Here is a 23,625-nt window from a genome sequence, read left to right as displayed (position 1 = left end):
ACGTCACTTGCTGATACCGCGCCCGCTGGCCCGGACAAACTGGACGAGGTGCTGCACTTCCGGCAATTGAGGCAACTCGGCTTCAATCCGCGCCAGCGCGTTGGGAATCGTCAGGCCTTCCCGAAACAAAATTTTGTAGGCCTGACGCAAGGCTGCCTGCGCTTCCTCCGAAACTCCGTTGCGTTCCAGGCCGATTTTGTTGATGGTGCGCGTCTCGGCTGGGTTGCCGTCGGCCAGCATGAAGGGCGGCACGTCCTGCACGACCTTGGAGCAGCCGCCGATGATGGCCATTTTCCCGATGCGACAAAACTGGTGAATGGCTGCGAGGCCGCCGACCACGGCGTAATCCTCCACCGTGACATGTCCCGCGAGCGTGGCCACGTTCGACATGATGACGTGACTGCCGAGCGTCACGTTGTGCGCAATGTGCGAGTACGCGAGGATGTGGTTGTGCGAACCAACGGTGGTTGCTTCGCCGTCGCCGGTGGCGCTGTTGATGGTGACGTATTCACGAAAGGTGTTGTGGTCGCCGATCTCCGTTCTGGTGATGCCGCCCTTCCATTTCAAATCCTGCGTCTGCAGACCGATGCTCGCGAACGGAAAAACTTCGTTCCCTTTTCCCAACCGCGTGTGACCATCGATCACCACGTGAGAATGCAAGCGGCAACCCTCACCAAGCTCAACAGTCTCCCCAATGACGCAATACGGCCCGATCTCGCAACTGGTGCCAATCTGCGCTTGCGGATGGATGGCGGCGGTTGGATGGGTCATACAGAGATGAATCGCAGATCGCGAAAGCAACATTACCTCAGCCGTCCATCAGCATGAACGTCACCTCGGCTTCGCTCACTTCGTCGCCATCGACGTAGCAAACGCCCTTGGCCTTGCCGATCTTGCCGCGCGATTTGGTCAGTTCGACACTGATGGTGAGCGTCTCGCCGGGCCGCACCGGTTTGCGCCACTTCACATTCTCTGCCGACATGAAATAGGCGAGCTTGCCCGCATTTTCGGCCTGCTTGAGCATGAGAATGCCCGCCGCTTGCGCGACCGCTTCCAGTTGCAAAACGCCGGGCATGATCGGGTGATTGGGGAAGTGCCCCTGAAAATACGGCTCGTTGACGCTGACGTTTTTCAACGCGGTGATCTTGTTGCCCTCGATCTTCGTCACCTTGTCAATCATCAAGAAGGGGTAACGGTGCGGCAGAATCTTCAACACTTGGGCGATGTCAAGCATGCGGCCGTCCTGGATCGGGTTGTCAATCGACGAAAGCTCTGTCGTCGCTGAATTTCTTTGCGCGACGGGCGGCGGCGCGAACGTCTGCGCGGCGACGAGCGGCTTGCGCATCTGGGCGCTGATCTGCCGCGTCAGTTCACAATTCGCGGTGTGACTCGGCTTCACCGCGATCAGATGACCGCACAGCGGACGACCCAGCAGCGAAAGATCGCCCACGATGTCGAGGATCTTGTGGCGGACAAATTCTTCGGGATACCGCAGCGGCTCGTTGGTCAGCACGGCGTCCTCGCGGATGACGACGGCGTTTTCGAGACTGCCGCCTTTGATCAAGCCGTTCTTGATCAGGAACTCGATTTCCTCGTAAAAGCAAAACGTGCGGGCGTGGGCCAGTTCGCGCTCCCAGGTTTTTGGGGACAGTTCCACACTGTAAAACTGCGTGAACCGTCCCTGTTTGTCCGCGCTCGTGCAGGTGATCTTGAACGTGTCGTTCGGGAAAATGGACATCACCGTTTCTCCCATCTGCAACTCGATGGGCGCCGTCACCGTGTACGGTTCGCGCCGGTCCGCCTGCGGCACGAGGCCCGCCGATTCGATCATCCGGCAATATTCGCGCGCGCTGCCATCGCCGACCGGCGGCTCGTTGGCGTCCAGTTCCACGACGGCATTGTCGATGCCGCAACCCGCCAAGGCCGCCAGCACGTGTTCGACCGTGTGGATCTTGATATTGCCTTTGGAAAGCGTCGTGGAGCGGGTGGTTTCGCTTACGTTCTCCACGCGCGCTTCGATCTCCGGGTTGCCCTCCAGATCAACCCTTCGAAAACGAATTCCCGAATTGGGCGCGCCCGGCAGGAACGACATCGCCACCCGATTCCCGCTGTGCAAGCCGATCCCGGAGTAGGAGACGGGCTTGCCAATCGTTTGTTGTTGCAGCACCCCGGCATTAAACAAATCGCCGCCGCCCTTGGCAAGCGGCTAGATGGGACCAAATGGAGTGGTGGAGCGCTGGAGTGTTGGAGTGGTCGCGCACGGAGAACGCATACGGAAATGCGATGACCGGCGGATTCCACTGTTTGGTGTCCACGCTTTAGCGTGTGCAGGTCGTGCTGGCCGGCTAAAGCCGGGACACCAAACGGTGTTTCCGTACCCGGTCAGAGAGCTAAACAATTCAAGTCCCATCACTCCATTACTCCAGCACTCCAACACCCGCCCTCTCCACCACTCCGCTGGATTCAGCGCCTGCCATCATACCAAGGATGACAGGCCGCGCGATCCTTCAAAGTGTGCTTCGGACGAAAAACCATGTTCGCCGAAAAACGTAAAACCTCGCGGGCCGAGTAAAGTTTCAGTTTGCGGTCCGAAGTCATCAGCGGATGCCGGCGCAAAATGACCATCTGTTTTCCGGTCTCCTGCGCCAATTGCTTCAGTCGTTTGCTCAGATCAATCTCCTCGGTCACGAACAAGTCGAGATTGAAACCGCCGATGCGTCGGAACGCCGACGCCTCGCAGAAAATGAACGAGCCCGCCGCCCAGCGCGTGAGACGGCTGATCACATTCCAGACCTGCACGAACAACTGCGTGGGGAAATTCCAGCCGTCGGGCCGCACCAGACAACCGCCGGCCACACAGCGCCCGGTTTGAATCGCCGCCGCCACCTCGCCAAACAGCTCCGCCGATGGATACGAATCCGCGTCGATGAACACCAGCCAGTCGCCGGTCGCCGCCGCGGCGCCGCGATTGCGTGCGCGAGAGATTTGATTAACCGGCTCAAAGACCACCGTCGCTCCGGCCGACCGCGCCAGTTCGGCCGTCCGGTCCGTCGAATTGTTGTCGCACACGATTAGTTCATGTTCCCAAGCCAGGCGATCAAACGCGCCAAACGCGGTCTGGATACAGCCGGCGGATTTGGCGAGGAGCTTCTCCTCGTTGTAAGCCGGGACAATGACAGAGATTTTCACGCCGCAGACTTTGGTTCAAACCGCATTGGCGTTTCAACTGCCAAATCTACGCAATTATCCGATGTTCGCCCCGCTCGTGTGAGCGGGGCAATCCTGTTGTTTCGCTTTGTCGGCGTTCGATTGTTGCGTTTCAATCCGCGCCGCGCTCACGTGAGCGCGGCGACTGCGGCCCTCCCAACTGACCGAGCCGCAGGAGCTTTGTAGCAGGTTTTCGCCAACCCGCCAACTCTCCGCGCACTTGCGAGCATTGAATTGTCAAAGAACAAGGGAAAGTGTCCGTCAGCATTGCGGTTCTGCCGCGCCGCGAAACCCCGGCCCTTTGCCCGTCACTCATGGTTCGCGGAAGCATCGTCATAAAATCAGCGGCTCCGTCAAATCCACCGGCTTGTCAACGCCGTGATGTTCGGTGCGTTGAACGGCTTTTTCGTCGAGAAAGTAAAAGCGGAGTGAGTCTTCCTCCGCGTTGATCTCTCGGAGCAGCCGGTCGCGCAACGACGCCCATTCCTTCTGGCCAACCTGACATTCGAACACCGACTTCTGCACGCGCGTTCCGTAGTCCTCACAAGCCTGCGCCACGCGCCGCAGCCGACGCCGGCCAGCGGCTTCCACGGTCGAAACGTCGTAGGTGACCAGGATGAGCACGAGTTGAGAGTTGAGTGTTGAAAGTTGAGAGTCAAGTTCACTTGGGAACGAGCGGAATGTAATCCGTCAAGTCGCCGCGCAGATGACGGGCCAGAACGCGCGCCTGCACGAAAGGGATCTGCGCTAGACGAAACTCCTGATCGAGCAGCGGGTGCGTGAGTTTCTCCTGCTTGCGTTCCTGATAGGCTTTGATGACGCGCTTGCGGCCGGCATCCGTGAACTCCACCGCGCCGCCTTCACGCATTTTGAAATCTTCCGTCCCGACTTGCTGCCGGTTGACGAGCGTGACCGCCAGCCGGTCGGCCAGCCAAGGGCGAAATTCTTCCATCAAATCCAGCGCCAGCGCCGGACGGTTCGGGCGTTCGGCGTGCAGGAAACCAACGAACGGATCAAGGCCGATGCTCGTGAGTCCGGCGATACAATCGTGCCGCACCAGTGCGTAAAGGAATGAGAGAAGGCAATTGATACGGTCGCGGGGCGGACGCCGCGTGCGCGTGGTGAACGTGAATTCATCGCGCTGTTGTTTGAGCAATAGGGTGAAGACGCTGAAGTAAGTCTGCGCGCCCATGCCTTCCGCGCCGCGCAGAGCGTCGAGCGCGCCAGGTTCGCGAAGTCGCTCCGTCGTCCAGCGGCCCAGTTCTTGAATCTGTCGGGCGAGAGCGTCGGTGGCCTCAGCGATCTGAGATTTGTGATCGGAGATTTCAGTTTCGCGAGCGGCGCGCAAGAGAGAGTTGCGGCTGTTTTGAAGTTTGCCGGCGATGATCTGCCGCGCGATGCCGGCGCATTTGGCCGAATCATCGGCGGCCCGGAATTGTGCGCGGCGGAGAGTGACGCTGGTGTCGGCGACACCCGTCATCCGCGCTTGCAGGTATTCCACGTCTTTGAGAACGAGGCTGTGGCGTTGGGCGCGGATGCGGTCGGCATTGATGTCATAACCGGTGGCGTTCTCCGGTTTCTGATGCGCGCCGTATCCGAGTTCATTGCGAAGAATCGAGAACATCGTCCCCTTGTTGATGATGCCCAAACGGGTGATGACCCAGCGGAAGCCGACCTTGTTGTGGCGATTGCCGGATTCGGGCTTTTCGATGGGCTTCATGAGGATGGCCTCCAGAATGCCACGGGCGGCGGACGGCGTGATGAGGGGGTATCAGCTTTTTTGCCCGCTATCCGGTCTTGGAACTCCTTCTCGGCCTTGCCCAAGTCGTGGAGCAGCCCCGCCAACTCAGCGTGATTCTCCCCTTGGAAGCGAGCGGCGAACTCTTTTGCACGGCGGGCCACACCCAAGAGATGTTTAACGAGCGATTGGTCCGGGTGGGCCAAGAGTTGAGTGGCGTTCATGGCTACATCAAATCTTGGATAAATCGTGCAACAATCCGACTCGTTCGGCTTCGGCGGCGAGGCCAAGCGGGCCAGCAAATTTCTTCGCCGAGTCCGCGACGCTGCAGAGGTGAACGGACAGAGGTTGCCAGTCCTCACCCCCAACCCCTCTCCCATCCGATGGGCGAGGGTGGTTATCGGCGGCGGTGTGCGCGTAGTAGTTCATCTCCGGTAGTCGAAAACCATTCCAAGTGGAATCGCTTGTTCGTATCATCCACACCAAATCACGACAAGGTTTTAGTTTCATGCGTTCCAATCTAGCCGATGGGGTTGGACAAATACCGGGTAACCCCTCAGAAAGTTATTCACAGGTTGATTACAAACGCCATTGTCTCAGATCAATTGCCTGTGATGTTCGGCAAAAGCAGTTACCCCTCACCCCGTCCCTCTCGATGAACCCTGTAGCGCAGTCCGTCCCGGCTGCGAGTTGCAGCAGCGTCCCGCTGCCAGCGCGAACGCCCGGCGGGACGCCTGGCCAACTCGCAGGCGAAGACGCCCGCGCTACGTCGTCGCCCGTCGGGTTCTGGGGTTTGATGCGCGAAATTTCCTTTCGGGGAATTCTCCCCCCATCGGATGGGGAGCGGGTGGGCGGCAGGCCGGGTGCGGGGAATTTGTGCGTTCGACGATTGGGATGGTGGTGTCACGTTGCGCTGGCGGCGCATCCCACTCAAAACCTCTTTGACCGGTCGCCGCGAAGAATTTACTTTCGTTCCGTGCAAAAAGCCGCTGCCAGCGTCGCTGCTCTGCCGCCGGAACATTCCGTTGCCCGACTGCCCCGCGCTTATTTTGCTTTTGTGGGGCGAAAGATTTTGCGGCTCATCGAAACCATCCAAGGTCTCGGCGCGTTTGCTTTGATTACGCTGGTCGTCACCTTCACGAAATTCAACGTGGCCGCGCGCGTGGTGCATCCGCTGATTCGCATTCAAATCACCCGGGCGGGTGTGCGGCTGATACCGATGGTTGCCTTTCTGGCCGCGGCGTTGGGGCTGGTCATCGTCGGGCAAACCGTGCTGCTGCTGGCGCGCGTGGGCGTGGAGCAATTGCTGGGCACGATCATGGTCACGGTGGTGGTGCGGGAACTGGGGCCGATCGTCGCCGCGCTGCTCGTCATGGCGCGGATGGGAACGGCCACGGTGATCGAACTGGGCACGACGCGCGCGTTGGGTGAAGTGGAGGCGCTGGAGGCGCTGGGCATTGATCCGATTCATTTCCTCGTCGTGCCGCGCGTCCTCGGAATGGGCTTCGCGATTTTTTCGCTGACGGTTTATCTGATTATTGGCGCGTTGTTCAGCGGCTATGTGTTCGCCTTCCTCCAGGACGCGAATCTGTCGCCGGCTGAGTATTGCCGTTTGCTCGCGTCGGCGTTGAACTGGTGGGATTTCATTTTACTCGCGCTGAAGACCTTCAGCTTTGGTGTGATCATTGCCATCGTGACGTGCTATCACGGGCTGGCGCAGCCGTTGCGCCTGGAGGAGGTCTCCAATGCCACGGTCAGCGCGGTGGCGCAATGCGTCATCGCCTGCGTTCTGTTGGATGCGCTGTTCATCATTGTTTATCTGCTGGTGTGAAACCGTGACTGCCAAAGCTCCAACTTCACCGATGATCCTTGAAATGATCGACGCCGCCGTGGTTTTCGCGCAAACACCGGGAAGGCGCGCGGTTGAGGGCATCACCTGGCAAGTCTCCGCTGGCGACTACTGGGTGGTGGGCGGATTGCCTGGTTCGGGCAAGAGCGATTTGCTTGCGACGGCAGCCGGTTTGCAACGGCCATGGTCAGGCCGGCATCTGCTTTTCGGACGCGACCTGACAGAGTTGCATGAAGATGAATTGTTGGCCGATCGTTTGCGCATCGGCCTTGTGTTTGAGAATGGCGGACGCCTGTTCAATCACCTGACCGTGGCGGAGAACATCGCGCTGCCGCTGCGCTACCATCGTGATTTTTCCGACGACGAAATTCAGCAACGCTTGAAAGCCATATTGGATTTGATGGACTTGAACGAGCAAGGCCGCTTGCTGCCCAGTCAAACCACTCGCGCCATGCGTCAACGCGCCGCCCTCGCCCGCGCCCTGGCTTTGCAACCGGATCTCCTGCTCTTCGACAATCCGCTGGGCGGTCTGGATCGGCGCCAGGCGCGCTGGTGGCTCGACTTTCTGGCTCGCCTCGCCGCCGGTCACGAGTTTATGAATGGCAGACCGGTGACCCTCGTCGTCACGACGGAAGACCTGCAACCGTGGTTCGATCAAGGCCGGCAGTTTGCGCTGTTGAAAAGAGGACGCTGGGTGCCGTTGGGCGCTCGCGCCGAACTCGCGGCGGGCACGGGACCGTTGCAGCGCGAATGGCAGGAGTTGGTCGGCGACGGAGAAAAGAATTAAACCAAATTCAACAATGTTGAAACCGCTCCACGGTAAGACTGAGACCGGCCGATTCGTTCGCTCAGACTTCGGCTGCACTCAAGAACCGCGCGATTGGAGCGCGGACAGCCATGTCCGCAAGTTTTTTTTTCGCAGTCCAGATTCACGCGGACAAGGCTGTCCGCGCTCCACATTCCACCCTCCGCCCTCCGCCCTCCGCAGTTGATATGGCGCTGCAAGATCTCACCCCGCAATTGCGCACCCGCCTCAGCAAGGTGGAGCGCGTGGTGGGCTGGTTCGTCATCGTGGCGGCGCTGCTCCTGGTGACCGGGTTCGTTTATTACGTTTATCAAACCGCCAAACGCAAAGGCTGGTTTCTCACCCAGGCACCGTATTACACCTTCGTTCAGTCAGCGGCGGGACTGAAAGTCGGCGACCCGGTCAAGCTGATGGGTTTTGACGTCGGCGAAATCACGGAGATCGAAGCGCAACCGCCGGACGATCCGCTCTTCAACGTCTTCATCGCCTTCCGCATCAAGTCGCCCTACTACGGTTATCTGTGGGTGGATTCCAAAACGCGCATCGCCTCGTCCGATTTGCTGGGCAACCGTTATCTTGAAGTCACCAAAGGCCTGGACGGCCATCCAACCTATCGTGAAGAGACCCGCAAAGTTTTTAATCTGTGGGAGAAAAAAATCCTCACCGGCATCTGGGATATCCCCGGCCAGTACCGACCCATCAGCAAAAAATCAAAAGGCTACTGGCTGCAGGCCGACGAATCGCCCGCGCTCAGCGACCGGATCGATGCGCTGGTGAAAAAAATTGAAGCCGCGCTGCCCAACATCCTCAACCTGACCAATCAACTCAAAGACGTGCTGACCAACAGCACGGAACTGACCGCCAATTTGAATCATCTGGTTTCCGAGACTCGGCCGGTGATGACGAACCTCGCCGTCATCACCGCGCAGATTAGCGACCCACATGGTTCGCTCGGTGAATGGTTGATCCCGACGAACTTGCAAGTGCAACTTCAACAAACGCTCGCCTCCGCCAACACCACGTTGACGAACACCGACGCGAGCCTTACTTCACTCGCGGAGAACCTGGACAAATCGCTCATCAACCTCGCCAACCTGACCAGCAACCTGAACGCGCAAGTGCAGGTCAACACGAATATCCTGAGCGAACTCTCCACCGCCATTGTCCACACCGACGACCTGGTGCAGGGGCTGAAACGTCATTGGCTGTTGCGCTCGGCCTTCCGCAGTTCCACCAACCGCCCGCCGCTGCGTCCCATCGCACCCAAGACTGGTAAGGTGCCATGAGCGTGTTGGTTCATTGAAGATTAAGAATGTCCCTACCTTCCAACCGGATGCCGAGTGCGGCTTCCCGGTCGCCTCTGCTGACGGCAGGCGCGGGTGATCGCAGCGCATCGGGTCAAGGATCCTCTTGCTTCATGGGAAAACGAAACCGGGCGGTGGGCTTCGAGACCACGTCCTTCTTTTTATCTCCGCCGGTCCACCCCCTCGGCCTCATTCACCGTCATACCGATACTTGAATCGTCCTTCGGGCGCGACATCACCGCTGACGAGGAAATCCATGATGTCACCGGGATGCTGGAGGTTGTCGGTCCATTTGAAATCGAGATGCAGACGGGCCGAGTTTTTCTGCAAACCGAGTGCCGCGCGCGGGACGGCCAGTTGCAGTTCGTTCCCTTGCACGCGGAATTTCACCGGCCCGACCTTCTTCCAATTCCACCCGCCGTCATTCTTTTCGAGCCTGGTTTTTCCGTCCGCGTCCACCGTCCGGTTCACGATGAAGTCGAAGCCTTCCCAGCCTGTCGCCGGGTTCTGGTCCGCGTCGATCAACAGCCACATCCAGTTGGTGCCGTTGGAAGGCGTGATGATTTCGCGCGTGCGCACGTAGAAATAAACACTCCTGGTATCGCGCGCGACCTTGGCGGCGACGAAATCGTTGCGCCCGGAATGGTTGGTGTAATGCAGACCGGCGACGCCGTCGAAATCACGCGGGGTTGTATCGCCGACGTGATCCAGAAATTCAGGCGCGACCTCGCGCCACTGATCGAAGCCGGCCGCGACGCGAATCGTCTTCGGCGCTGAAGCTTTCGGCAGCGGCGGCGCGCCTTTGAATCGGCGGACGTTGGCGACCAGTTGCCAGTAATAATTATCGCCGTGCCCGCCTTTCATCGGCTCGATGTCGCGGCTGAACTCCTCGTCGAACTGATCCACAAAAACCAGCGGGCCGCCCGGCTTGCCAAAACGTCCGGCGATCCACTCGTTCCAACCGGTGACCATCGTGAACGGCGGTTTCAGATCGAAGACGCGCTTCCATTGCTCCTGAAAGTTGTAGCCGTGATTCACCGCGCCCGGTGTTGTGTCCTCCTTCCCGTCATGGAAGCTGCGCCCGCGGGCATCGCCGGCGCTCATGTTGGTGACCTTGCCGTCTTTGGCCCGGAGATTCTGCGCGACGGCGACGTTCACCTGCTCGGGCTTTCCCGGATCGTCCGTATAACCGTAGGGCTGCGGGTAGGTCGATTCCCAGTGCCAGGCGAGCGGCGTATTGGTCAGCGTGAACGGCCAGTGAGCGCGCCGCAGCGTGAAAAATTTCCGCAACTCATCGTTTGCGTCCGCCGGGTCGCAAATCATCAACGGCTTGCCTTGCCAGCGAAACCATAACTCCGGGTAAAGTCCCGGCTGGTAAAGATCCTTGTAGATGCGCAGCGCGGTTGCGCCGGCGCTCGTGTTGACCATGAAAGCAATCTGCGGTGTCCGACCGCCGGTTTCGCGGACGTGGCGGAAGACTTCGCAGAGGGCGCGGTAAACGTTTGGATATGACTCGGCATTTGTCGTGTCGAAAATGAGCGTGTCGATGCCCGCGTCCGCGAGCAGTTGCGCATGCCGACGCAGCACCCACGGATCGGTGCTGCGGTAGTAACCGTAGAGCGGTTCGCCCCAATAATGACTTGTGCCGATCCCGCCCCAGAGTGGTGAATCCAGTTTCTTCGCCGCTTCAGGATCCTGCGCGAAGATTTTGGCAATGTCGAAAGGTCCAGGGACGTTCGGACTTTTCCGCGCGACTTCGTTGTGCCAAAGGAAATAGAAAATGCCAACGAAGCGATCGGCTTTGGGCGGCCCAACCTCATCGGGCATGGGCAGCTTGCGTCCCAGCGCGTCGGTCGCCGGCCATGCGGTGGTGGGCTGGTTGGTGCCAAGGCCGGTTTGGGCCAAGGCGACGGTCGTGGCGGTCCCCCAGGCAATGGATAGGAGAATAAGAGGAAGCAGTTTCATGTTCGCGTCGAGTCTCACACAATTCCGTTGCAGCCTCAACCGCGCGTTAACTAAATCTGGTCCCCGTCGTGGCTGGCGACACACGGCTAAGCGGGAAAGGCTTCCCTGAAGTGCCGGTTTCCAAACGGCTCTATCGCCGACTTCCAAGTCGGCAGGGCGACGAAACTCGTGCGGCCCGCGGTTTAGGGAAGCCACGACACAGCAAGCTTGGAAGTCTGCGGTGCGGCGTCGGTGGCAGGTTGGGGGTTTTCGTCGGCAATAGTTCAAAATACCGCTTGATTCGACCTTGAGCGCAACCTATAGTGCGCGCTCTTTTTGAGAGAGAGATTACTATTATGCGACGTCCCAAAGGTATCAAAACGAAAAAGTCCGTGGCGAAACGATTCAAAATCACCGGCACCGGCAAAGGGATGCGGATGCGCTCCGGCAAGCGACATCTGCTGCAGACCAAAAGCCCCAAGCGCCGTCGCAGTCTCGGCACGGCGAAACTGGTTGACCCCACCGACACTTATCGGATCACGCAAAATCTGCCGTTCAGCCACTGATTTTTCTCTCCACCATCAACTCTCAACGCTCAACCATTTAGTATGCGAGTCACCAACGCCACCGCCTCCCGCAAACGCCGCATCCGCACGATTAAAGCCGCCAAAGGCTTTCGGATGCGCCGCTCGAAACTTTACCGCTACGCCGCCGATGCGCTCGACCACGGACGCCAATATGCCTATCGCGACCGTCGCCGCAAGAAACGGGAATTCCGTTATCTGTGGCAGATTCGCATCAACGCCGCCACTCGCGCCGCCGGTCTGACCTACAGTCGGTTCATAGAAGGACTGAAAGCCGCAAAGGTCGCGCTCGACCGCAAAGTTCTCGCTGACCTCGCGGCGACGGATGCCGCTGCGTTCGGCGAACTCATAAAGGTTGCCCAGGACGCGCTCAAGGCCAAAGGCGTGAAGGCATAGGTGCGTTTCAAATCTCGAATCTGCGATTCACGGGCGACCAAAACGGTCGCCCGTTTTGTTACAGAGCGCGAACACAGCAGCACTCCGTGTCTGACAGGAATTTTCTTGGTGTTCATTGCTCTGTGCTGTCGCTAACATTCGGGAAATTATGGCTGGACTGATCGACCAAATTGAACCGCTCAAACAAGCCGCGCTGGCGGAATTGAAGTTCGCGCCCGACCTCGCCGCGCTGGAACAGGCGCGCGTCAACTACGTCGGCACGCACGGCAAATTCACGGCATTGATGAAACAACTCGGGTCGTTGTCGAAGGAGGAACGGCCTGCCGCCGGCAAACTCATCAATCAGGCGAAGACCGAACTGGAAACCGCGCTCGCTGAACGGCGTGACGAATTGGAACTCAAAGCGGCGCTGCCCAAAGAGCCAACCGATTTCACTTTGCCCGGACGCCGCCGCACGCTCGGCAAATTGCATCCGCTCACCCAGGTGACCGAAGACATCGTGCGAATTTTCCGCAAGATTGGTTTCGTGGTCGCCGATGGTCCGGAGATCGAAGACGAGTATCATTGCTTCGACGCGCTCAACACACCCGCCGACCATCCGGCGCGCGACGCGCAGGATACGTTTTACCTCGCGCCCGTTGCTGGCTCTCAACCCTCAACTAAAAACTCTCAACTGTTGCTGCGCACGCACACGACCTCAGTTCAAATCCGCACGCTTGAAACGCAACAGCCGCCGGTGCGCATCGTCGTGCCGGGCCGGGTTTATCGTCGCGACAACGCCGATGCCACGCACAACCCCACCTTCCAGCAAATCGACGGCGTGTATGTGGATAAGAACGTCACCGTCGGCGATCTCAAGGGGACGGTGGAATTTGTGTTCAAGGAATTGCTCGGCAGCGACGTGAAGATTCGTTTTCGCCCGCACTACTTCAGCTACACCGAGCCGAGTTTTGAAATCGATTTCTCGAGTCCGCTCGTCAAGAAGATGGGCAAGGATTGGCTGGAGATCGCCGGTTGCGGGATGATTCATCCCCAGGTGTTTGAAAATGTTGGCTATGATCCGGAAGTCTGGACGGGTTGGGCCTTCGGTTTCGGCATCGAACGCATCGCGATGATTCGCTATGGCATCAACGACATCCGGCTGTTTTACGAAAATGACCTTCGGTTTTTGAGGCAATTTTGAATCAGGGGCGAACATCTCGTCTTGACCGTCCGACTAACAACGGCAACTATTTGCCCACTTTATGGGACTTGCAGAGCGCCGCGCACTAATCGAAGCGATAGAGAAGAAACGTGGATCGAAACTCATCGCCTACGTCACGAGCGACCGCCCTGGGTTTGCAGCTCAAATAGCTGGTGATGTTGTTTCTATCATTCACGATCACATTCTTGGTTTCAACGAAGCCGAGCGAAGCAAATTAGACCTCTTCCTCTACAGCCGTGGAGGGCACAGTGACGTGCCTTGGGCACTTGTTTCGATGTTCCGACAGTATTGTCACAGGGGATCGTTCAGCGTTCTGGTTCCTTATCGGGCGCACAGTGCCGCGACAGTGATCTGCCTTGGGGCAGATGAAATCCTGATGACAAAGAAGGGTGAACTCGGGCCAATCGACGCGACAATGGCCAGTGGCCCTTACAATCCAACCGAGGGAAACACGCCGAATCGCCTGCCGGTTTCCGTAGAAGATGTAAACGGATATTTTGCGCTTCTCGACCGTGTTGGATGCGAGCGCCCGTCGGAAAAAATGGAAGGGTTCAAAGAAATGACGCGGCGAGTACACCCACTCGCACTCGGCGCTGTCAACCGCCTACTCGAAGAAACGAAACTCGTGGGATTGAGACTGCTCAGTACCCGCGCGAAACCTTTCACGGAAGAAGAGAACCACGAGATCATTAAAAAACTCTCGTCTGAAGTGTACTCGCATAGCCACGCGATCAACAGGGCAGAGGCCGTCAAATATTTGGGGTTGAAGCATGTCAAAGACGCAGAGACGGAGGAGCTCGAAACGCCTCTGTGGGATCTATATCTACAGTACCGAGAACTCTTCCAACTCGAAACGCCTTTCTTACCTGAAGAGCATCTGATCGCCAACGGCTTGGAAGAACACTCTTGGGATGACCTGCCATTCGCGATTATCGAGAGCTTGGGCCGTGTTGACACGTGCAAGAAAACCGTGCGTGTTCGACGGCTCAGGGAGATTCCTCCAACACTGAACATCAACCTGACGAATCTGACGTTGCCACCGATAAATCTTGGGAATCTTCAGTTCCCACAACCCCTGGATCAACAACAACTTCTGCAATTAGTTCAACAGATTGTTCAGGCATGTGTGCAGCAAAGCTTGAACTCAGCCGCACAAAATGCTGTAATTAACTTGATACGGTCACTGCCGCAAAAAGGATTCGAACTTGTCCAACTTAATTCAGGGTGGAAAATTGAAAGGTAATTGTATGACTCTTGAGAAGACATGGGCAGCGTCGTCGTTAGAGCAGTCGGAGACCAAGAACACCGATTTGTCCAAACTTGCGGGAAAATGGAGCGCGCACGTGCGCGTCACAATTTCCAACCCTGTCGTCGTGCAGCAAGGCCCCGTCGAGCAACATCTTCATATCAACTCGCAAGTCGTTTCGCATCCGTATAAGCAGCCCGCGTGATATGTGCCGGATTCACGTTTTAGATGAAGGCGCGGCAGCATGCCGCGATTGGCAATGCGGCGCGACGCCTTTTCTAACTTCGGATAAAACAGAATCACACATCGCAAATGTTCACGCCTTGTTTGAGTGAGGCGAGGACATCGGGTCGTTTCGGAACAAATTCCTGCGCGACGTGGCCTTTGAAACCGGTTTCGACAATCGCCTTCATGATCGCCGGATAATTCAGTTCCTGGGTTTCGTCGATCTCGCCGCGACCGGGCACGCCGCCGGTGTGATAGTGCGCGATGTATTGCTGGTTCTGCCGAATGGTGCGGATGACATCGCCCTCCATGATTTGCATGTGGTAGATGTCGTAGAGCAGTTTGAAATGTTCCGATCCGACGCGCTTGACCAGTTCCACGCCCCACACCGTGTGGTCGCATTGATAGTCCTTGTGATCGACCTTGCTGTTGAGCAGCTCCATGCAGACGGTGACTTTGTGCTTCTCGGCAATCGGCATGACGCGCTTGAGACCGATGGCGCAATTCTCCAAACCCTTCTGGTCGTCGAGTCCGCGGCGGTTGCCGGAAAAACAAATGATGTTCACAAAACCGTGATCGGCGACCACCGATGTGGTTCGCTCGAAATATTCCACCAGTTTGTCGTGATTCTCCAATCGGTTGAAGCCGTCGGAGATTCCGCCTGGCACACCGCTGACCATGGCGCAGATGAGGCCGTGTTTCTTGAGCGTGGCAAAATCCTTAACCTCGAGCAGTTCGACAGATTGGAGGCCGATGTCCTTGCCGGCTACGCAGAGGTCTTCGAGGCTGACCTTGGAATAACACCACTTGCAGACGGAGTGGTTGATGCGGCCTTTCATTTTGCCAACGGCGGCATCTGCGGCGCGGAGTCGTGAGGTGAGGCTGGCTGCGGCGCTCATCGCGACGGCGCTACCGGCCATTTTGCGGAGCGCGGAGCGACGGGAAAGTTTGTTACGCATAAAATCATTTTGGATTTGTGTGACGGTGAAGGCCGATTCCGCTTTCCTGGATTTCAAGCTAGTTTTTCAAAGCGCTCGGAAACGAAATCCCAGTTGATGACGTTGAACCAGGCGGCGATGTAGTCGGCGCGCTTGTTTTGGTACTTGAGATAGTAGGCGTGTTCCCAAACGTCGATGCCGAGCAGCATGTGATGGCCCTGGCTTAATGGTGAGTCCTGGTTTGGCGACGACTCAATCTTTACGGCCTTGCCATCCAATACGAGCCATGCCCAACCGCTGCCAAAAACCTTCGTCGCCGTGTCGGTGAGTTTGTCTTTGAACCCGGCGAAGCTGCCGAAGCTCTTGTCGATGGCTTTGGCCAACGCAGCCTTCGGTTCACCGCCCCCGCCTTTCTTCATCATCTGCCAGAACAACGAGTGGTTGTAATGCCCGCCGCCGTGATTGCGGACGGCAGTGCGGATGTTTTGGGGAACGGAAGATAAATCTTTGAGGACTTCCTCCACGGTTTTTTTCGCCAGGTCTGGATGATCGGCGACGGCTTTGTTGAGGTTCATGACGTACGCAGCGTGATGTTTGTCGTGGTGGATCTGCATCGTTTGCGCGTCGATGTGTGGCTCGAGCGCGTCGAACGCATAAGGTAGCGGCGGCAGCGTGAACGGGCCGGCGGCGGTTTGTGCTTGTGCGCTGGTCAGCGACGAACCAACCGCGACTGCGGCAGTGGCGAGTGCGGTCTTTTGAATGGCTTGGCGTCGTGTCATCATAAACAATTCCTTTCAATTCTGTTTGGCTTGAGGGCCAAGGTTTGATTTCGTGCAGCGATTGTGTTGATTGGGAGAATAGTCTGTTCTCAAGCACTCGGCAAGGGCATGTATTTCAAAAAAGTCGGCGTGCGAAACTGCTGAACTTCAGGGTGACAATTGAGCCAGGATTTTTTTATGGGCACTGGCGAAGGCGAGTTGCTTCAGTTCCGTTGGCGCGAGCCATTGATCGGGTTGACGGGTTTTCGTCGGAGCCAACTTTAGTTGGGACTGGTATGCTTCGAGTGTGATGCGATAGCGCGTGATGGAGTGTTTAATGACGCAGAGCGGGCGCAGGTTCTTGGGGGCGAAGCCAAGCGCAGACTTCGCTACGACTTTCAAATCCGATTCGCCGTTCAATTCCAGGTTCGGAAATTCCCAAAGCTGGGCATTGACGACGCCGGAGGGTCTTTGACGGACGAGGAAGTTTTCATTGCATTTGACGACAAAGGCGATGAATCGCCGCCCGGTGGTGGCCGCGCGCCTGGCGAGATTGGGCAGTTGGGCGATGCGATTTTCGCGCCAAGCGATGCAGTGTTTCCTTGCCGGGCAGTCACAGCACCGCGGTGAACGTGGTGTGCAAACGAGCGCGCCGAGTTCCATCAACGATTGGTTGAAGTGGGAGGCGAGTGATGCGGGATGCGGGATGCGGGATGCGGGACGAGAAATATCGGCAGCGGTCTGCACGAGTGTTTCGGCCAACTGCCAGAGTTTGGTGTTCGTCAATTTATCGCGCGGATTTTCCCCGATGCCAAAGACGCGGGTCAACACCCGGATGACATTACCGTCGAGGATGGGAGTGGGTTGATTGAAAGCGATGCTGCAAATGGCGCCGGCGGTGTAGCGGCCAACGCCCGGCAGCGCGAGGATGTCGTCGAACTTTTCGGGAAACTTGCCGGCGTGCATTGCCATGATTTGTCGGGCAGCTTTATGGAGATTAAGGGCGCGCGTGTAGTACCCCAGTCCCTCCCAAAGTTTCAGAATCTTTTCCGGTCGCGCGCGGGCCAAGGATTGTAGCGTTGGCAGTTCGCGCATCCAGCGTTGCCAATATGGAATGACGGTCTTCACTTGAGTTTGCTGGAGCATGATCTCGGAAATCCAGATGGAATAGGGATCCCGAGTGCGTCGCCAGGGGAGGTCGCGCGCGTTTGTTGCGAACCAGGAGAGCAACAAGGGAACGATTGCTTTGCATTTGCGGACAGTGGTGAAACCGGGATGTTTGTGCCTGGCGCTCATTGCTCGACGCCCGAGTTTTTTTCTTGTCACAGTTGCAGAGGATATAGCAACGGCTTACGATGACACGCACTTTGTGAAACCATTAACCTCTTTCACCTGCAAGCTGGACGAAAAACAGGCAGCGGCTTTGCAGGCATATCTTCAGGAACATAACTACAAATTTCGTGACGTGCCCTATGCGCGGTTTGCCGGTGAAAGGGAGAAACTCAACGTGGTGTATTACGAAAGCGGCAAACTGGTTGTGCAAGGAAAGGGAACGCAGGAGTTCGTCGAGTTCGTTTTGGAGCCGGAGATATTGAAGCAGGCGCGTTTGGGTTACGAAGCGGTTCTGAATCCCGACCTGCTGCTGCCGCGGCTCGGTGTGGACGAAAGTGGAAAGGGAGATTTCTTTGGGCCTTTGTGCGTGGCGGGTGTTTATGTAAACGCAGCCGTGGTCAAAGCCTGGCAGGACGCCGGCATCCGGGATTCAAAAAATATTTCAAGCGACAGGAGAATTGCGGAGCTGGCGAAGGTGATTCGCGAGACGCCCGGTTGTGTGACATCGGTTGTTCCGATCGGCAACGAAGCTTACAACCGGCTTTACGGGAAAATGAAGAGCGTGAATACTTTGCTGGCGTGGGGACATGCCCGGGTCATTGAGAATTTGATGGGACAGAAGCATCGGATGAATCCGCCGCCTGTTCGCGCGATCAGCGATCAGTTTGCTTCGAACAAAGAAGTCGTTGCTAAAGCGTTAATGAGTTTGGGGCGAGAAATAGAATTGGTGCAGCGGCACAAGGCGGAAGAGGATGTGGCGGTGGCGGCAGCTTCGATCCTGGCGCGGGATGAATTCGTGAGTCGCTTGACGGCGTTGGGGAAACAATTCGAGATGAGTTTCCCGAAGGGGGCATCAGCGACGGTTGATGCCGTCGCCAAAGATTTTGTCGCTCGGCACGGGGCGGAAAATCTCAAGAAAGTGGCCAAAACGCATTTTCGCACAGCATTGCGGGCGCAAAATTTGCCTGAGCCGCCGAAAGCCGAATGGCGGCGTTGATTCTCGGGTCAGAGTGGCGTCGATAAACTCAACCAAAAAAAGTGCATAAAAACCGTTGACACCCCGCCTCCCTTTTCTTAGTTTCCTCGCGGTTAACGGTCCGTGAATAAACAAAAAATCACAAGCCCCTTTGGTTTTTCTAGTTGAAAGACAGGGGTAGTGGTTTTTTTGTCGTTATGTCAGGATGGCAGGAATCTGGCTTTTGCCCATGTAGCTCAGTTGGCAGAGCGCGTCCTTGGTAAGGACGAGGTCATCAGTTCAATCCTGATCATGGGCTCCAGATTTGATTTAACAAACCGAAACCAAAATTAACCGGAGAATGCAATGGCAAAAGAAGCGTTTCAAAGAACAAAGCCGCATGTAAACGTCGGAACGATCGGTCACGTGGATCACGGAAAGTCCACCCTTACCGCCGCGATCGTGGAAGTGCAGGCGCGTAAGAACCTGGCAACGAAAATCTCCTACGCGGAAATTACCAAGGGCGGCACCGTGCGCGACGAAACCAAAACCGTGACCATTGCGGCTTCTCACGTTGAATATCAAACCGCCACCCGGCATTATGCCCACGTCGATTGTCCCGGCCACGCGGACTACGTGAAAAACATGATCACCGGCGCCGCTCAAATGGACGGGGCGATTCTGGTGGTGAGCGCGGCGGACGGACCGATGCCACAGACCCGCGAACATATTCTTCTGGCACGGCAAGTCGGGGTCCCGGCAATTGTCGTTTTCTTGAACAAGGTCGATTTGGTGGATGATCCTGAGCTGCTCGATCTGGTCGAGATGGAAATTCGCGATTTGTTAACCAAATATCAGTTTCCCGGGGACAAGACCCCGATTATTCGTGGCAGTTCCAAAGCCGCCATGGAAGGGAAACCGGAAGGCGAGAAAGCAATTGCCGACCTGCTCGAGGCGGTGGATACGTTTATCCCGGTACCGCAGCGTGAGATTGATAAGCCATTCCTGATGTGCATCGAAGACGTGTTCAATATTGAAGGACGCGGCACAGTGGTCACGGGTCGTGTTGAGCGTGGTGAATTGAACAAGATGTCGGATGTTGAAATCGTCGGTTTGAAAGAAACACGGAAAACTGTCGCGACGGACATCGAGATGTTCCGCAAGCTGCTCGACAAAGCCAGCGCGGGAGACAACGTCGGCGTGTTGCTGCGCGGCACCAAGAAAGAGGAAGTGGAGCGGGGCATGGTGTTGGCCAAGCCTGGCACCATCACGCCGCACACCAAGTTCAAAGCGGAAGTTTACGTCCTTTCCAAGGACGAAGGCGGGCGTCATACGCCGTTTTTTACGAATTATCGTCCGCAATTCTATTTCCGCACGACGGACGTGACCGGCACCGTCAAACTGCCGCAAGGCGTGGAGATGGTGATGCCAGGAGACAACGTTTCTGCCGACATCGAACTGATCGCCCCGGTGGCCATGGAAAAAGGCCAACGCTTCGCGATTCGCGAAGGCGGCCGCACCATTGGCGCCGGCCGCGTGAGCGATATTGTTGCATAAAAGACTGACTACAGCATCCGGAGTTCGGGGAGAAACATCCTCGGCTCCCTTTTTCGTCTAATAAACAATGATAGTGAACACCATTTTTGAGAGTAGGGCGGTAGCTCAATTGGTAGAGTAGCGGTCTCCAAAACCGTCGGTTGGGGGTTCGAGTCCCTCCCGCCCTGCCAAACGAATTAAGCCCGGAGGGGTGGCAGAGTGGTCTAACGCGGCGGTCTTGAAAACCGCTTTGGCTTAACGGCCAACGGGGGTTCGAATCCCTCCCCCTCCGCCAAAATGATTTTGTGAGTAACGATCTGGTCAAAATATTTATCTGGGTTGCGGTCGCCGGTGTGGTCTTTGCCGTCTTGTGGCGCAAGGGCCAACTCGAGCGGTTCGCCAATTACATGCGCAGCACGCGCGAAGAATTGAAGCGCTGCACCTGGCCTACGCTGGCCGAGTTGCAAGGTTCGACGGTCGTGATTTTCGTGTCAATCGTGCTGCTGGGCGGGTTCACCGTGGGCGTGGATTTTGTGATCAACCTGCTGTTGCAGTTGATCACCTGAAAAAGCTTTTATCTTATCGCATGCAAAGTCAGTGGTTCGTCATCCACACCTTGTCTGGCCAGGAGCAGAAGGTGAAAGAAAGCATCGAGCGGCGCATCAAAGCCGAGGAGATGGGTGAATACATTCGCGAGGTTCTGGTACCGATCGAGAAGGTCGTTGAAGTGCGCAATGGCAAGAAGACAGTAACGACACGCAAGCTTCATCCCGGCTACGTCTATATCGACATGGTGCTGTTGGACGAAAACCGGCGCGTATTACCCAAGCCCTATTATTTCGTGAAAGAAACGCAGGGCGCGATTGGGTTTGTGGGCGGCGACAAACCGGACACGGCCTCAACCGAGGAAATCGAGCTGATCAAGGGTCAGATTTCCGCCTCGGAAGAGTTCGAGAAGCCCAAAGTCAATTTTGAAGTCGGTGAAACGATCAAGATCAACAACGGTCCGTTCCTGAACTTCAGTGGTGTGATTGAAGAAATTGAACCGGACCGCGGCAAATTGAAGGTCACGGTGAACATTTTCGGCCGCAACACGCCGGTGGAACTGGAATACTGGCAGGTCGAAAAGGCTTAAAGATTTATGGCGAAGAAGATTACAGGACAGATCAAACTGCAGATTCCGGCCGGGCAGGCCAATCCTGCTCCGCCCGTGGGGCCGGCGCTCGGTCAGCACGGCGTCAACATCATGGCCTTCTGCAAGGAATACAATGCGGCCACGAGAGACCAGGCGGGCATGGTGATTCCCGTGGTCATCACCGTTTATCAGGACAAATCATTTACGTTCATCACTAAATCGCCGCCCGCCTCCGGCCTGCTGAAGAAGGCCGCGGGCATTGCCACTGGTTCTAAAACGCCGAACAAGGAAAAAGTCGGCAAGGTCACGCGCAAGCAGGTGATGGACATTGTGAAAATCAAACGGAAGGACTTGAACGCCACCAGCGACGAGGCGGCGTTCCGCTTGATCTCCGGCACGGCCCGCAGCATGGGCATTGAAGTAGTCGAATGATGAAACAGGAGATTAAGAATATGATGAAGATTAAGATTATTACTGCGAACCGGTCGTCTCTTAATCTTACTCATAATCTTGATCTGCATTAAATAAACCGCGGGAGAGCTGATAACTCGTTTGCACCGCAACCAAAACGAATGCCAAGTAAAAAATACAAAAAAGCGCTCGAACTGGTGGATGGAAAAAAAGTCTATCCGCTTAAGTCGGCAGTCGAAGTGTTGTCCAAGTTTCCGAAAGCAAAATTCAACGAGTCCGTTGAAGTTGCTTTTCGGTTGGGTGTGGACCCGAAACAATCGGACCAGATGGTTCGTGGTTCCGTTCCACTGCCGCACGGCAGCGGAAAAACCGTCCGCGTCCTCGTATTCACGCGGGACGGCAATGCGGCGGAAGCCGCCCGGGCTGCGGGTGCCGAATTTGTTGGCTTCGAAGACATGATCAAGAAGTGTCAGGAAGGCTGGACAGATTTCGACGTGGCCGTGGCTACGCCCGAAGCGATGGCGGAAGTCCGCAAGCTTGGCAAAGTGCTCGGGCCACGCGGCCTGATGCCCAACCCCAAAACCGGCACCGTGACCGATGACACGGCCAAAGCAGTGAAGGAGGTCAAAGCCGGTCGCATCGAGTTCAAAGTGGACAAGGCGGGCAACGTCCATGTGCCCGTCGGCAAGGTGTCCTTTACGTTGGACCAGATCGTTGACAATGCGCGGGCGGTGATCGAGGCGGTCATCAAGGCGCGTCCCGCCAGCGTGAAAGGCCAATTTGTCCAAAGTTGCACTCTTTCCGCGACCATGAGCCCGCCGGTGCGGGTGGACATCCGCGAATTCCTGGCCACAACTTGATTTCAATACTAACTGAGATACCTGCCATGCGTGCTGAAAAAAAGAACATCGGTGATGAATATATTGCGCGGTTGAACGCTTCGCCGTTCTTCTTTGTCGTGGACTATACCGGGTTGAAGGTCGGGCCGATCACCGAGTTGCGTAAACGGTTGATCCAGGCGGGCGCGGAAATTCATGTTGTTAAAAACACGCTTTTCCGTCGCGCGGTCCAGGAAGCCGGTGTCGCCGACTTGGGCGCCGCCTTGTCCGGCCAATTGGCGATGGTGACCGGGAAACGCGATGTCTCCGTCGCCGCCAAAGTCGTCAAAACTTTTTCCGCTGAATTCGACAAACCGAAAATCAAATTCGGCTACTTGAACAATGAACGCCTGGAAACCAAGGACATCCTGACGCTGGCGGATTTGCCGTCCCTTGATGTCTTGCGCGGCAAGTTGCTGGGCGTCCTCAAAGCGCCGGCGACAAAACTGGTCGCCTTGATCAACACACCCGCGAGCCAGTTGGTGCGAGTGCTTCAGGCACACGTGGAAAAAGGCGCGTAGAATTTAAGACGATTTCATCCTCGTTTAGATGCGGGGATGGGAAAACAAAAACATAACAACAAAGTAAATCGTCGGTTCGCGGGCCGTGAACTGAAACCATCCGTGGCCACGGATGACGACGAGACTGAAAGGTAACATGGCAGACTTAACTGGATTAGTGGAACAATTGGGGAAGCTGACGGTGGTGGAAGCCGCCGACTTGGTGAAACAACTGGAAACCGCCTGGGGCGTGACGGCGGCGGCACCGGTCGCGGTCGCTGCGGCGGGTACGCCGGCAGGTGGCGCGGCAGTTCCGGCGGCGGAAGCCAAAACGGAGTTTGATGTGATTCTTGTCTCGGTGCCGCCGGAGAAGAAGATCGCCGCCATCAAAGCAGTGCGTGAAGTCAAGGCCGGTCTGGGTCTGGCGGAAGCCAAGAAGTTGGTGGAAGAATGCCCGAAGCCGGTGTTGGAAGGCGCCAACAAGGCGGATTCAGATGCCGCCAAAAAGAAGCTCGAAGAAGCGGGCGCCAAAGTGGAAATCAAGTAAACGGCGCTTTTGGGGTCGGCGGGAGAGTTCCTGCCGGCCCGCTTCGCCCAAACGAAATCGAAGAACGCAGGTTGGATATCAGGACAACGAACCCTGAAAACTTTCGGGGTTGGGTTGCGGCAAGTTCGCGGCT

At 56.8% G+C, this 23,625-nt stretch carries 27 protein-coding genes and 3 tRNA genes; 19 read left to right on the top strand and 11 right to left on the bottom strand.

Going from position 1 to position 23,625, the window contains the following annotated elements; genetic code table 11:
- Positions 1 to 3: 3 nt before the first annotated feature.
- The 7 genes from lpxA to HY298_05085 form a co-directional block, all read right to left on the bottom strand.
- The gene (lpxA, locus tag HY298_05115) at positions 4 to 771 is read right to left on the bottom strand and encodes an acyl-ACP--UDP-N-acetylglucosamine O-acyltransferase (protein ID MBI3849656.1); all 768 of its coding nucleotides are present in this window, start codon (positions 769 to 771) and stop codon (positions 4 to 6) included.
- Between the two features lie 37 nt (positions 772 to 808).
- Entirely contained in the window at positions 809 to 2,167 is a 1,359-nt protein-coding gene (locus tag HY298_05110; protein ID MBI3849655.1) for a bifunctional UDP-3-O-[3-hydroxymyristoyl] N-acetylglucosamine deacetylase/3-hydroxyacyl-ACP dehydratase, read from the bottom strand.
- Between the two features lie 296 nt (positions 2,168 to 2,463).
- On the bottom strand, positions 2,464 to 3,189 hold the full coding sequence (locus tag HY298_05105) for a glycosyltransferase (GenBank protein ID MBI3849654.1): 726 nt from the start codon (positions 3,187 to 3,189) through the stop codon (positions 2,464 to 2,466).
- 351 nt (positions 3,190 to 3,540) lie between these two features.
- Positions 3,541 to 3,831 (bottom strand): CRISPR-associated endonuclease Cas2, encoded by a 291-nt coding sequence (cas2, locus tag HY298_05100; GenBank protein ID MBI3849653.1) that lies wholly within the window; start codon positions 3,829 to 3,831, stop codon positions 3,541 to 3,543.
- Between the two features lie 37 nt (positions 3,832 to 3,868).
- Positions 3,869 to 4,927, bottom strand: a complete 1,059-nt coding sequence (cas1, locus tag HY298_05095) for a CRISPR-associated endonuclease Cas1 (protein ID MBI3849652.1) — start codon at positions 4,925 to 4,927, stop codon at positions 3,869 to 3,871.
- Positions 4,924 to 5,169, bottom strand: a complete 246-nt coding sequence (locus HY298_05090) for a CRISPR-associated endonuclease Cas3'' (GenBank protein ID MBI3849651.1) — start codon at positions 5,167 to 5,169, stop codon at positions 4,924 to 4,926. Before HY298_05090 ends, cas1 begins: the two co-directional genes overlap by 4 nt.
- 7 nt (positions 5,170 to 5,176) lie before the next feature.
- On the bottom strand, positions 5,177 to 5,455 hold the full coding sequence (locus HY298_05085) for a hypothetical protein (GenBank protein ID MBI3849650.1): 279 nt from the start codon (positions 5,453 to 5,455) through the stop codon (positions 5,177 to 5,179).
- A gap of 145 nt (positions 5,456 to 5,600) precedes the next feature.
- Here HY298_05085 and HY298_05080 point away from each other — a divergent pair, with 145 nt between their 5' ends.
- The 3 genes from HY298_05080 to HY298_05070 all read left to right on the top strand — a co-directional run bounded on the left by HY298_05080 (position 5,601) and on the right by HY298_05070 (position 8,885).
- Positions 5,601 to 6,776, top strand: coding sequence for an ABC transporter permease (locus HY298_05080; protein ID MBI3849649.1), 1,176 nt, complete (start codon positions 5,601 to 5,603; stop codon positions 6,774 to 6,776).
- A 4-nt stretch (positions 6,777 to 6,780) separates the two neighbouring features.
- Positions 6,781 to 7,581: an ATP-binding cassette domain-containing protein gene (locus HY298_05075; GenBank protein MBI3849648.1), complete on the top strand. Its 801-nt coding sequence runs from the start codon at positions 6,781 to 6,783 to the stop codon at positions 7,579 to 7,581.
- 206 nt (positions 7,582 to 7,787) lie between these two features.
- Positions 7,788 to 8,885, top strand: coding sequence for an MCE family protein (locus HY298_05070; GenBank protein ID MBI3849647.1), 1,098 nt, complete (start codon positions 7,788 to 7,790; stop codon positions 8,883 to 8,885).
- Positions 8,886 to 9,092: 207 nt separating this feature from the next.
- Here the strand turns inward: HY298_05070 and HY298_05065 are convergent, their stop codons facing one another.
- Positions 9,093 to 10,868: a hypothetical protein gene (locus HY298_05065; protein MBI3849646.1), complete on the bottom strand. Its 1,776-nt coding sequence runs from the start codon at positions 10,866 to 10,868 to the stop codon at positions 9,093 to 9,095.
- Between the two features lie 335 nt (positions 10,869 to 11,203).
- Between HY298_05065 and rpmI the strand changes: the two genes are divergently transcribed.
- The 5 genes from rpmI to HY298_05040 all read left to right on the top strand — a co-directional run bounded on the left by rpmI (position 11,204) and on the right by HY298_05040 (position 14,482).
- A complete protein-coding gene (rpmI, locus tag HY298_05060; GenBank protein MBI3849645.1) occupies positions 11,204 to 11,413 on the top strand; it encodes a 50S ribosomal protein L35 in 210 nt (69 codons plus the stop codon).
- Between the two features lie 42 nt (positions 11,414 to 11,455).
- Positions 11,456 to 11,827, top strand: coding sequence for a 50S ribosomal protein L20 (rplT, locus tag HY298_05055; protein ID MBI3849644.1), 372 nt, complete (start codon positions 11,456 to 11,458; stop codon positions 11,825 to 11,827).
- 148 nt (positions 11,828 to 11,975) lie between these two features.
- Positions 11,976 to 13,010, top strand: coding sequence for a phenylalanine--tRNA ligase subunit alpha (gene pheS / locus HY298_05050; GenBank protein ID MBI3849643.1), 1,035 nt, complete (start codon positions 11,976 to 11,978; stop codon positions 13,008 to 13,010).
- A gap of 61 nt (positions 13,011 to 13,071) precedes the next feature.
- On the top strand, positions 13,072 to 14,274 hold the full coding sequence (locus tag HY298_05045) for a hypothetical protein (protein ID MBI3849642.1): 1,203 nt from the start codon (positions 13,072 to 13,074) through the stop codon (positions 14,272 to 14,274).
- 4 nt (positions 14,275 to 14,278) lie between these two features.
- A complete protein-coding gene (locus HY298_05040; protein MBI3849641.1) occupies positions 14,279 to 14,482 on the top strand; it encodes a hypothetical protein in 204 nt (67 codons plus the stop codon).
- Between the two features lie 94 nt (positions 14,483 to 14,576).
- Here the strand turns inward: HY298_05040 and HY298_05035 are convergent, their stop codons facing one another.
- The 3 genes from HY298_05035 to mutY all read right to left on the bottom strand — a co-directional run bounded on the left by HY298_05035 (position 14,577) and on the right by mutY (position 17,494).
- Positions 14,577 to 15,461: a TIM barrel protein gene (locus HY298_05035; GenBank protein MBI3849640.1), complete on the bottom strand. Its 885-nt coding sequence runs from the start codon at positions 15,459 to 15,461 to the stop codon at positions 14,577 to 14,579.
- Positions 15,462 to 15,514: 53 nt separating this feature from the next.
- Positions 15,515 to 16,222 (bottom strand): superoxide dismutase, encoded by a 708-nt coding sequence (locus HY298_05030; protein ID MBI3849639.1) that lies wholly within the window; start codon positions 16,220 to 16,222, stop codon positions 15,515 to 15,517.
- A gap of 144 nt (positions 16,223 to 16,366) precedes the next feature.
- Positions 16,367 to 17,494: an A/G-specific adenine glycosylase gene (gene mutY, locus HY298_05025; GenBank protein MBI3849638.1), complete on the bottom strand. Its 1,128-nt coding sequence runs from the start codon at positions 17,492 to 17,494 to the stop codon at positions 16,367 to 16,369.
- A 73-nt stretch (positions 17,495 to 17,567) separates the two neighbouring features.
- On the opposite strand from mutY, the gene HY298_05020 reads away from it, so the two are divergent.
- The 11 genes from HY298_05020 to rplL all read left to right on the top strand — a co-directional run bounded on the left by HY298_05020 (position 17,568) and on the right by rplL (position 23,492).
- A complete protein-coding gene (locus tag HY298_05020) occupies positions 17,568 to 18,527 on the top strand; it encodes a ribonuclease HIII (GenBank protein ID MBI3849637.1) in 960 nt (319 codons plus the stop codon).
- A 204-nt stretch (positions 18,528 to 18,731) separates the two neighbouring features.
- A tRNA-Thr gene (locus HY298_05015) sits at positions 18,732 to 18,807 on the top strand.
- Positions 18,808 to 18,851: 44 nt separating this feature from the next.
- Positions 18,852 to 20,042 carry an elongation factor Tu gene (gene tuf / locus HY298_05010; protein ID MBI3849636.1) on the top strand — a complete coding sequence of 397 codons (1,191 nt, stop codon included), beginning with the start codon at positions 18,852 to 18,854 and terminating at the stop codon, positions 20,040 to 20,042.
- A 94-nt stretch (positions 20,043 to 20,136) separates the two neighbouring features.
- A tRNA-Trp gene (locus HY298_05005) sits at positions 20,137 to 20,212 on the top strand.
- 14 nt (positions 20,213 to 20,226) lie between these two features.
- Positions 20,227 to 20,316 (top strand) — tRNA-Ser (locus HY298_05000).
- 22 nt (positions 20,317 to 20,338) lie between these two features.
- Positions 20,339 to 20,587 carry a preprotein translocase subunit SecE gene (gene secE, locus HY298_04995; GenBank protein ID MBI3849635.1) on the top strand — a complete coding sequence of 83 codons (249 nt, stop codon included), beginning with the start codon at positions 20,339 to 20,341 and terminating at the stop codon, positions 20,585 to 20,587.
- Between the two features lie 20 nt (positions 20,588 to 20,607).
- The gene (gene nusG, locus HY298_04990; GenBank protein MBI3849634.1) at positions 20,608 to 21,156 is read left to right on the top strand and encodes a transcription termination/antitermination factor NusG; all 549 of its coding nucleotides are present in this window, start codon (positions 20,608 to 20,610) and stop codon (positions 21,154 to 21,156) included.
- 6 nt (positions 21,157 to 21,162) lie between these two features.
- Positions 21,163 to 21,588 (top strand): 50S ribosomal protein L11, encoded by a 426-nt coding sequence (gene rplK, locus HY298_04985; protein ID MBI3849633.1) that lies wholly within the window; start codon positions 21,163 to 21,165, stop codon positions 21,586 to 21,588.
- Between the two features lie 140 nt (positions 21,589 to 21,728).
- The gene (locus tag HY298_04980; GenBank protein ID MBI3849632.1) at positions 21,729 to 22,427 is read left to right on the top strand and encodes a 50S ribosomal protein L1; all 699 of its coding nucleotides are present in this window, start codon (positions 21,729 to 21,731) and stop codon (positions 22,425 to 22,427) included.
- A gap of 26 nt (positions 22,428 to 22,453) precedes the next feature.
- Complete coding sequence (locus HY298_04975; protein MBI3849631.1) at positions 22,454 to 22,966, top strand: 50S ribosomal protein L10; 513 nt, start codon at positions 22,454 to 22,456, stop codon at positions 22,964 to 22,966.
- Between the two features lie 136 nt (positions 22,967 to 23,102).
- Positions 23,103 to 23,492 (top strand): 50S ribosomal protein L7/L12, encoded by a 390-nt coding sequence (gene rplL, locus HY298_04970; GenBank protein ID MBI3849630.1) that lies wholly within the window; start codon positions 23,103 to 23,105, stop codon positions 23,490 to 23,492.
- Positions 23,493 to 23,625 lie beyond the last annotated feature (133 nt).

The sequence above is a fragment of the Verrucomicrobiota bacterium genome (assembly GCA_016200005.1).
Lineage (GTDB): Bacteria > Verrucomicrobiota > Verrucomicrobiia > Limisphaerales > PALSA-1396 > PALSA-1396.
Note: the sequence above shows the minus strand (reverse complement) of the source record. Positions and strands in the feature narration are given on the sequence as shown.